This window comes from Methanothrix sp., from assembly GCF_024518575.1.
Taxonomy (GTDB): Archaea; Halobacteriota; Methanosarcinia; order Methanotrichales; family Methanotrichaceae; genus Methanothrix_B.
On the sequence record NZ_JANIHG010000050.1, the window covers coordinates 1 to 7,940 of the forward strand.

Sequence of the window (7,940 nt, forward strand, 5' to 3'; positions counted from 1 at the left end):
GCTCAAACTCCCGTCTCCACCCCAACAAAATGTACCGCAGAGCGGAAACCAGTGCCATCATCCAAGCCATACGGCCCGTCAGCACTCGCGCCTATCCCCGCGGAACTCTCGCCACATCTTGGCCCTCATATGTAGGGTTTACTAGTATATAAATGTTACGGCACGCCCTCCCTATGAGATTGTGCGATCTCCCTACCATAGTATCTCTGTGTGTCTTGCGTTCGTCATCTGCAGAGCACACAGGGAGCATGCTCTCCCTTGTGCGACCCATATATAAAAGTTTCTGATCACGAATGATCGCGATGTATCTGGATCGCAAGGCTGAATCACTGGTGAACGCTCCCCCCATGAAGGGCGGGGTCTTCTCGCTTCGCCCCCTCCCAAAGATAAAAAGCAGGGTCATCTTGCACGCGTGCCAGGGTCCATCGAATGACGGAAAACTATTTGATGATGGAAATATGAGGGTTTGAGAATATCGTCCTTGTTCTGAGAATTTACGGGGGCTGTATCTGATGCAGGACCTGGCAGCCAGAAAGGTTAGCAAGATAGACCTCGACCCGATGGAGCTTATCGAGCGGTATGAGCCGCGCGGTGTGCCGGAGAAGGCCAGGATAACGGTCATCGATTACGATGAGGTCCAGTTCCAGGAGGAGGAGGTCGAGAGCGTTGAGGAGTGCGCGCCATACAGATACAAGCCCACTGTCACATGGGTCAAGGTAAACGGAATTCGCGACATCGAGACCATGGAGAAGCTCGGCAAGATATTCGATATACATCCGCTCACAATCGAGGATATCATCACAGGCCAGCGGCCAAAGATGGAGGACTTCGGTGACTACATCTTCATAGTTCTGCGCGTCTTTTACTACGACAGGCTAGCGAACGAGATAACTTCAGAGCAGTTCAGCCTGATATTCAGCTCCAATTTCGTGATAACCTTTGAGGAGAGCGGTGGTGATGTGTTCAAGCTCATCAAGGAGCGGATCAAGAACGAAAAAGGGAAGATCAGAAGGAGAGGCACTGATTATCTCGCGTATGTGCTCCTTGATGCGATTGTTGACAATTACTTTTACATACTGGAGCGCCTTGGCGACAGGATAGAGATGCTCGAGTCGGTGCTTGTGGAGGCGCCCTCTGAAGAGAACCTGATGGAGATCTACGAGCTCAAGAGCTCCATGATATTCCTCAGGAAATCAGTCTGGCCACTCAGGGAGGTGATAACTAGGCTCGAGAGGGGCGAGTCGCCATTGATAAATGAGAACACCATCATCTACCTGAGGGATGTTTACGATCACACTATACAGGTAATAGATAACATCGAGATAATGCGTGATATGCTCTCAGAGATGATCTCAATCCATCTCTCCAGCGCAAGCAACGAGCTGAACAACACAATAAAAATTCTTACATCTATAACAATAATATTCATGCTGCCAACGTTGATAGCCAGTATCTACGGTATGAACTTCAGGTACATGCCTGGGCTTGAGTGGCGGTACGGCTACCTCGCCACGCTGATCCTCATGGCATCTGGCGTTGTGACCACAGTCTTGTACTTCAAGAGGAAAAACTGGCTTTGATATCCCGAGTCGTCTCAAAGCCTCATCGTCAATCGATCTGGATGGCCATCCTGCAGCATCACCTGGTTCGTGTATCCAGGCGGCCCCTCAGTAGTGTGGGCTATTTTGATGTATGCTAATATCCAAAAACCATCGCATCGCGTAGAGTCTTTCAGGCATTGATGCCGGATCGCCTATTAGATCTCTCTGATTTTACATTACACGATCCTCCAGGGAATATCTGGCATAACAGCAAAGCGATCCTGCCAGGGCAGGTCCAATGATGCATCTGTGCGGATCTCAGGCACAGCTATATATCTCATGATCTCATCGTAAAATGAGCTGAAAAATGTGGGGTATTGCAATGTGGAAGAACATGCTTATGGCAATTCTTGTGAGTTCGATCATTCTTGGCTCGGCTGGCGCGGTCTGGATGAGCTATGCTCCCAGCGCAGGTGAGGTAGTAGCACAGTTCAGCAAGCCTGTATACACGATCAACATGACAGGTCAGCCCATGCAGGGATACCATCCCCTTCTGGGTCAGAGCTTCTGGTTCGAGCCTCTCCCGATTGCAGGCCAGCCGGCAGCCACATCAAATAAGATCGCACCGGTTGTGCTCGGCAGTGTCCCTGCGCCGCATTACATCACGGACTTCGGCCAGAACTGGGAGCGGAACATGAAATTCGCACAGACGAGATCGTCGTTCAGGGTAGCAGCAAATAACACCCTTGGGTCAATCGGACCGAGCTGGAATATCTTCGATACAGGATGGATCGTGATTTGAGGGCGCTTTTTGGTTCACATATTCGCATGGCGAGCGCTGGCATTGCGCACGCCAGACTCGAGCATCTGGTTCGAGGACGTATGAATGCTCCCAGTGCGGATGACCATCGCGGTGGGAGCATCCAATACATTTAACTATCTTAAGAGGGAGTTATTATCTGTGCGATCCATCCAGAAGACCGGCGTAAAGGGCTTGGGCGGAAAGACTGAGAGAAACCGTATCACCGGCGCGAGGTTTTTGCTTCTCAGACCTGCTGGATACCCACTGAAGAGCACGTTCCAGGAGTCTCCTGTCGTATCGGATCCTGTGCTCTTTGAGCGGTACGCGAAGGAGCAATGGTACGGCGAGCTCGTCAGGGCCGGTGCATACCTTTTCGACAGGCGTCTCTACCCAGACTTCGCATTCAAGGTCGTGAAGGTGTACCCCAGAGAGGCGGTGATTGGAGCAGACACAACGATAGTTGTGGAGAAAAGGATAGAGCCCACAGCGGTCGTGGAGCCTGCCTACTTCGATGATGTTGTTGGTCAGCTCGATGCGAAGAGAAAGGTCAAGGTGATAAAGAGATATCTTGAGGAGCCTGAGAGGTTCGGCAGCTGGGCTCCACGGAACATACTGTTCTACGGCGCGTCAGGTACGGGCAAGACTATGATAGCCAGAGCGCTTGCAACTGAGGCTAATGTTCCCATGCTGCCAGTGAAATCAACATCACTTATCGGGGAGTTCGTGGGTGAGGGGGCCAGACAGATCCACAACCTCTATGATCGGGCTGAGCAGCTCGCACCCTGCATCATATTCATAGATGAGATCGACGCCATAGCGCTGGACAGGCGCTACCAGGATCTCAGGGGTGATGTCTCAGAGATAGTGAACGCCCTGCTCACAGAGATGGATGGAATCTCATCGAGACGCGGCGTCTGCACGATAGCTGCGACGAACAAGATCGAGCTCCTCGATTCGTCCATAAGATCGAGGTTCGAGGAGGAGATCGAGTTCAGGATTCCCTCCTATGAGGAGAGGCTTGAGATCCTCAGGAGAAACGCCAGCAAGATGCCGCTGGAGGTCAGGGGAGACCTCGCGGAGATCGCGAAGCTGACAGAGGGTTTCTCCGGCAGGGACCTTGTGGACAAGATCCTGAAGGTGGCGCTCCATCAGGCGATCATCGAGGACTCCAGATTCGTCGAGCGGCGTCATTTGATGGACGCGCTCCAGCGCGTCAAGCGCGATGTTAGAGAGCCTCCGGGGGAGATGTTCATCTGAGGAGGCGCCTTCCATGTGGCAGCAGATCCTGAGCAAGTTCAGGCGCTATCCTGCTCAAGAGAAGGTTGTTCGGCTGATACTCTCGAGGGGTTTCCAGATAAACGAGCGCGGCAGGGTAGCCTCCGGGTCGATAGAGATTCCTCATGCGCAAATAGCCAAAGAGCTAGATGTTGACAGAAGGGTGGTCGACACCACAGCGATGGCCATTCGCGAAGATCCTGACCTCTGGAAGATATTCAAACACGTTAGATCCGTGCCTTTTCTGGCAGAAGTCGCGCCTGTGCTCGGGCTTGGCGTGATCGAGATCACGCCTGTCGATGCGAGACAGACCGGCCTCCTGGGGAACGTCGCCATAGCTGTGGCGAAGCATGGATTGAGCATACGCCAGGCAGTGTCTGATGACCCCTTCTTTGTCGAGGACCCTAAGCTCACAATCATCACAGAGGGCAAGATTCCTGGAGAGCTCGTCACACTTCTTAAGGAGATAGAAGGGGTCAAGAAGGTCACAGTAGAGTGATCTCATATCCTATTCTTCATCGGTCGTGTAATTACTGAACGAGAAAGCCTGCCATACCCAGTACTGCTCCGGGCATATCCTCCGATTGATAAGAGCGAATAAGCCCTTATAAAAATATGTGTGAATGTTTGGAATCATGACATGGATCAGTAATCTGATTGACTGCTTACCGACCGATATCATCCCATTGTGATTACAACGCATTTATTAGATCCGCCGAGGGAGTTCAAGTTGATATTCTGATTCCAGCCACTGCTCATTTGCTCCATCCGCTGCTCCAGCCACCCCATCCTCCCCAGCCTTCAGCGTAGTTTCTCCCGCGCTGTACATTGCCTCAGCATTCTGGTTCATGTTCTGGGAGATCCCAAATCCAATGGTGCCGCACGCATCGGAGGCGACTAAAAAACAACATGCCCGAACTCAATAATAATTTTAATTTTTTTGTATAGGCGCCCTCTGTATACCATTTGCTCTTTTTTACTATGATTATTTCAAGCTGTTATATTTTTTGATGTTCATATACCTATAATAAATTATTTATTCTGGATTTTTGTGACGTACATTAAATTATTAAAAATCTAATATCAAATTAATTTATACCACGCCAAAAATCAATATCTATAAAAATACTCAGTTAGTTTACACTCACCGTGGAATGTGGATCCATCTTTCGTGGGCTGGCAGTCTCTTGGCGAGATCCTGCGCATATGATCCTGTGCATATGCAAGTCCCCATGATGTCATGCTGATGAAATGCGTCACTCTGGTGCAGTGCCAGCGATTACAGGTGCCATTCTCGCCGAAACTCAGGAGTTAAATCGGCTGCTTTGGCGGCACAACATTGGGCATCCCGGGGCCGGGCTCCAGAGGAGGCATATCCTCAGGCCCGCTTGGTGGAGCACCAGGTGGAGACTCTGGGCTCTGGTTTATGACAACCAGTGGCGATACCATCTGGAGCTCACGCACGAATCCGTATTCTGTGTATGATATGGAGGATATCACATCATAGTATCCAGGCTGCCCTGCAATTACCGGGTATGATACCGTCTCCGGCTGGCCCGGATAGAGCGTGACCATGTACATCCCTGGGCCAGGAGTCGTCAACCCATACGGAATTACAGGCACCACACTTGCCTGTGTTGCGTTATCCCCAACATAGATCAGGTTGAGCGTGACCACTGCAGTGTCACCCACTTTGATGCTTTCTCTATCCAGCCACTGGCTCGCAGTGAGCTCTGCCACTGCTAACCCTGTAGACAGACCCACTCCCAGCAGAAGCAGGAGCACAAATCCTACTCGCTTCATCGCCCTGACCTTGGACGGTGCTGAATTTAAAAGTACCTCTTATACGAGGGTAATATGAGGCCTACAACAGCGCATTGAGCGGTGAGATTACACAGCTAGTGCCACTTGGTGGGGATCTGCAGCGTCCGACCTGGCGCCCCCTGATTCAGGGTTGCAGTTGCGCACAAATCGCGTGACCTTGCGCACTACAGGCAGTACCTCCTGATGGGCTCGAGCCGGTCGTCGAGCTCGTAGACTATTGGTCTTCCCCTAGGGACCATCAGACTTTCTGTTGGAACGCCCTCCAGGTAGTTCATGAAAGCGCGAATGACATTCGAGTGTGTCACAACTACTACCCTCCTACCCGAGAGGATCTCCGGAGCTATCTCATACGTCCATAGGGTCAGAAGACGCTCCTGGACATCCCTCAATGATTCTCCGGCCGGAGGGTTATCTAGATCGTTGTACCTTCTGTCAAAACGCGGATGCCTTGGATCATCAGCTTGCAGAGCTGGTGGCCGGATATCAAAGCTGTGCCTGTACCTCTTCAGCTCATCAGGGACATCATCTATGACCTGGCCCTCGAGCTCCCCGTAGTGCCGCTCGTTCAGCATCCAGGATTTCCTGACGGGTATCCAGAGCAGGTCCATCTCATCCAGGACTGCGCAGAGGGTCTTTATCGCGCGCCTGAGCATCGAGACGAAGGCGAGGTCGAACGTGTAACCCTCCCTCCGCAGAACTCTGCCCGCCTCCCTCGCCTCCATCATGCCCTGAGCCGTGAGATCTGGATCCGACCAGCCGGTGAACCTCCCCTCGGCATTGTAGCTGCTCTGGCCGTGTCTGAGCAGGACCAGTTTGTACATGCGATCAACTGCAGGCAAAGATTGTTATATAAAGATGTCAGAGATGAACGCATGAACGGCCGGCTGTTCTACGCCCCGATAACATTCCTGTTCATGGCAGTTCTGGCGCTGCTTGTATTCCTGGCCGTCTCCCTCCTCTTCGTTGGTGCGCTCCAGACTGCTTTCCTCCGGCTGGGGTTCGCATGGCATGACGCGCTTCTTCTGCTACTCGCCTCCCTCATCGGAAGCAGCATCAACATTCCCTTTAAAGAGATACGATCGGAGATACCGGTGACCAGGACAGCGTATGTCAGGGTTTTCGGGGTGAACTACAGGGTCCCCATCTACGAGACAGTTTACAACAGCACCACAGTGGCTCTGAATGTGGGCGGCGCAATGATCCCGATTCTCGTATCCGCCTATCTGCTTCTGGCGTTCTCTCATGCGCTGGCCTATGCGGCAGCAGCCACTGTTATTGTAACGCTTGCTGTGCACAGGATCGCAAGACCTGTCCCGGGACTGGGCATAGTGACGCCTGCCCTTCTTCCCCCGCTCATAGCAGCACTCTCATCACTGGCTGTGACCATGATCGCTGGAGGCCCTCGAGAGCTTGAGTTCGTAATAGCATACGTCAGCGGCACTCTGGGAACGCTCATCGGCGCTGATATCCTCAACCTCAACAGAATTCAGCGTCTAGGCGCTCCGGTTGTCTCGATCGGCGGCGCGGGGACCTTCGACGGCGTTTTTCTCACGGGAGTCATCGCTGTGCTTCTCGTCTAGCAGATATCTCTTCGAAATCCCTCAGTAGAGCCGCGAACCGGCGCACTGTCTTCCGGAGGGACCTGAAGCCCTCCTCGTCCTTCTGCACATCCTCCAGGGTATCCCGCGACCAGAATGTGGCGCCGAGGTTCGCCCCGAATGATCCTCCGCCAACTGGAACTATCCCGTTCAGGATGTAGAAAGTGATTATCTGATATATCGCTGCCTCCTGGCCGCCTATTCTGTCACCCCCGACAGCTATCGCCATCCCAACCTTTCCCCTGAAGAAGTCGAAGTCCGCAGCAACCAGCGCCCTGCATCGGTCCATGACCGCCTTGGTCTGGGCACTCACACCACCGTTGTAAACAGGGGTCGCGAATACCAGTCCTCTTGCTTTTTTAAGAAGAGAATACAGCTCGTACATGTCATCCTTTATTGCGCAGGTCTTGTTTTTGAGACAGTAGTCGCAGTGTCTGCAGAACCCGATGTTCTTCCCCCTTACAGTGAAGAGCTCGGTCGCGAATCCGCTCTCTCCGAGCATCTCCAGCGCCCTGCCTAGGACATGCTCCGTGGCCCTGTTGCGCGGGCTGCCTGATATTCCGAGAATCATGGGTTTTACAGAGTACTGCATTGTACTTCAAACTGTGGGGCTCCAGAGAGATCATGTGCGTTGGAGGACGATGGATCAGAGCCCTGGGCAACGATCGCCGAACCGTCCACTGTATGCCGGATATCTTCAGCGCAAATACATCGCGAATCCTGCGCGGTCGCCTTCTCGATCTCATCTGTATGAGTGTACGGGTGGATCTCTGCTCGGACCTGTCCGAATAAGATAAAAGCCAGAGCTGAGTATATGGTTACTTCAATGAAATTTAAAGAGGTGATGCCGGATGACATCCACATCTTTGATTTCTGTGTTATCCAGCATACCCCTATTCA

8 protein-coding genes are annotated in these 7,940 nt (G+C 52.4%); 5 read left to right on the plus strand and 3 right to left on the minus strand.

Going from position 1 to position 7,940, the window contains the following annotated elements:
• The first annotated feature begins 512 nt into the window (after positions 1 to 512).
• The 4 genes from corA (at position 513) to NQU42_RS07775 (ending at position 4,117) form a co-directional block, all read left to right on the plus strand.
• Positions 513 to 1,580 (plus strand): magnesium/cobalt transporter CorA, encoded by a 1,068-nt coding sequence (corA, locus tag NQU42_RS07760; RefSeq protein ID WP_296610440.1) that lies wholly within the window; start codon positions 513 to 515, stop codon positions 1,578 to 1,580.
• Between the two features lie 373 nt (positions 1,581 to 1,953).
• Positions 1,954 to 2,343 (plus strand): hypothetical protein, encoded by a 390-nt coding sequence (locus tag NQU42_RS07765; RefSeq protein ID WP_296610441.1) that lies wholly within the window; start codon positions 1,954 to 1,956, stop codon positions 2,341 to 2,343.
• 159 nt (positions 2,344 to 2,502) lie between these two features.
• On the plus strand, positions 2,503 to 3,600 hold the full coding sequence (locus NQU42_RS07770; RefSeq protein WP_296610443.1) for an AAA family ATPase: 1,098 nt from the start codon (positions 2,503 to 2,505) through the stop codon (positions 3,598 to 3,600).
• A gap of 13 nt (positions 3,601 to 3,613) precedes the next feature.
• The gene (locus NQU42_RS07775) at positions 3,614 to 4,117 is read left to right on the plus strand and encodes an amino acid-binding protein (protein ID WP_296610444.1); all 504 of its coding nucleotides are present in this window, start codon (positions 3,614 to 3,616) and stop codon (positions 4,115 to 4,117) included.
• Between the two features lie 812 nt (positions 4,118 to 4,929).
• On the opposite strand, the gene NQU42_RS07780 is transcribed toward NQU42_RS07775, so the two are convergent.
• Together NQU42_RS07780 and NQU42_RS07785 are read right to left on the minus strand one after the other, a co-directional pair.
• The gene (locus NQU42_RS07780; RefSeq protein ID WP_296610446.1) at positions 4,930 to 5,421 is read right to left on the minus strand and encodes a hypothetical protein; all 492 of its coding nucleotides are present in this window, start codon (positions 5,419 to 5,421) and stop codon (positions 4,930 to 4,932) included.
• Between the two features lie 185 nt (positions 5,422 to 5,606).
• Positions 5,607 to 6,263, minus strand: coding sequence for a 2,3-bisphosphoglycerate-dependent phosphoglycerate mutase (locus tag NQU42_RS07785; RefSeq protein ID WP_296610447.1), 657 nt, complete (start codon positions 6,261 to 6,263; stop codon positions 5,607 to 5,609).
• Positions 6,264 to 6,314: 51 nt separating this feature from the next.
• On the opposite strand from NQU42_RS07785, the gene NQU42_RS07790 reads away from it, so the two are divergent.
• Positions 6,315 to 7,022 carry a DUF1614 domain-containing protein gene (locus NQU42_RS07790; protein WP_296610449.1) on the plus strand — a complete coding sequence of 236 codons (708 nt, stop codon included), beginning with the start codon at positions 6,315 to 6,317 and terminating at the stop codon, positions 7,020 to 7,022.
• Here the strand turns inward: NQU42_RS07790 and NQU42_RS07795 are convergent.
• Positions 7,000 to 7,611, minus strand: a complete 612-nt coding sequence (locus tag NQU42_RS07795; protein WP_296610450.1) for a flavodoxin family protein — start codon at positions 7,609 to 7,611, stop codon at positions 7,000 to 7,002. The genes NQU42_RS07790 and NQU42_RS07795 overlap by 23 nt on opposite strands.
• Positions 7,612 to 7,940 lie beyond the last annotated feature (329 nt).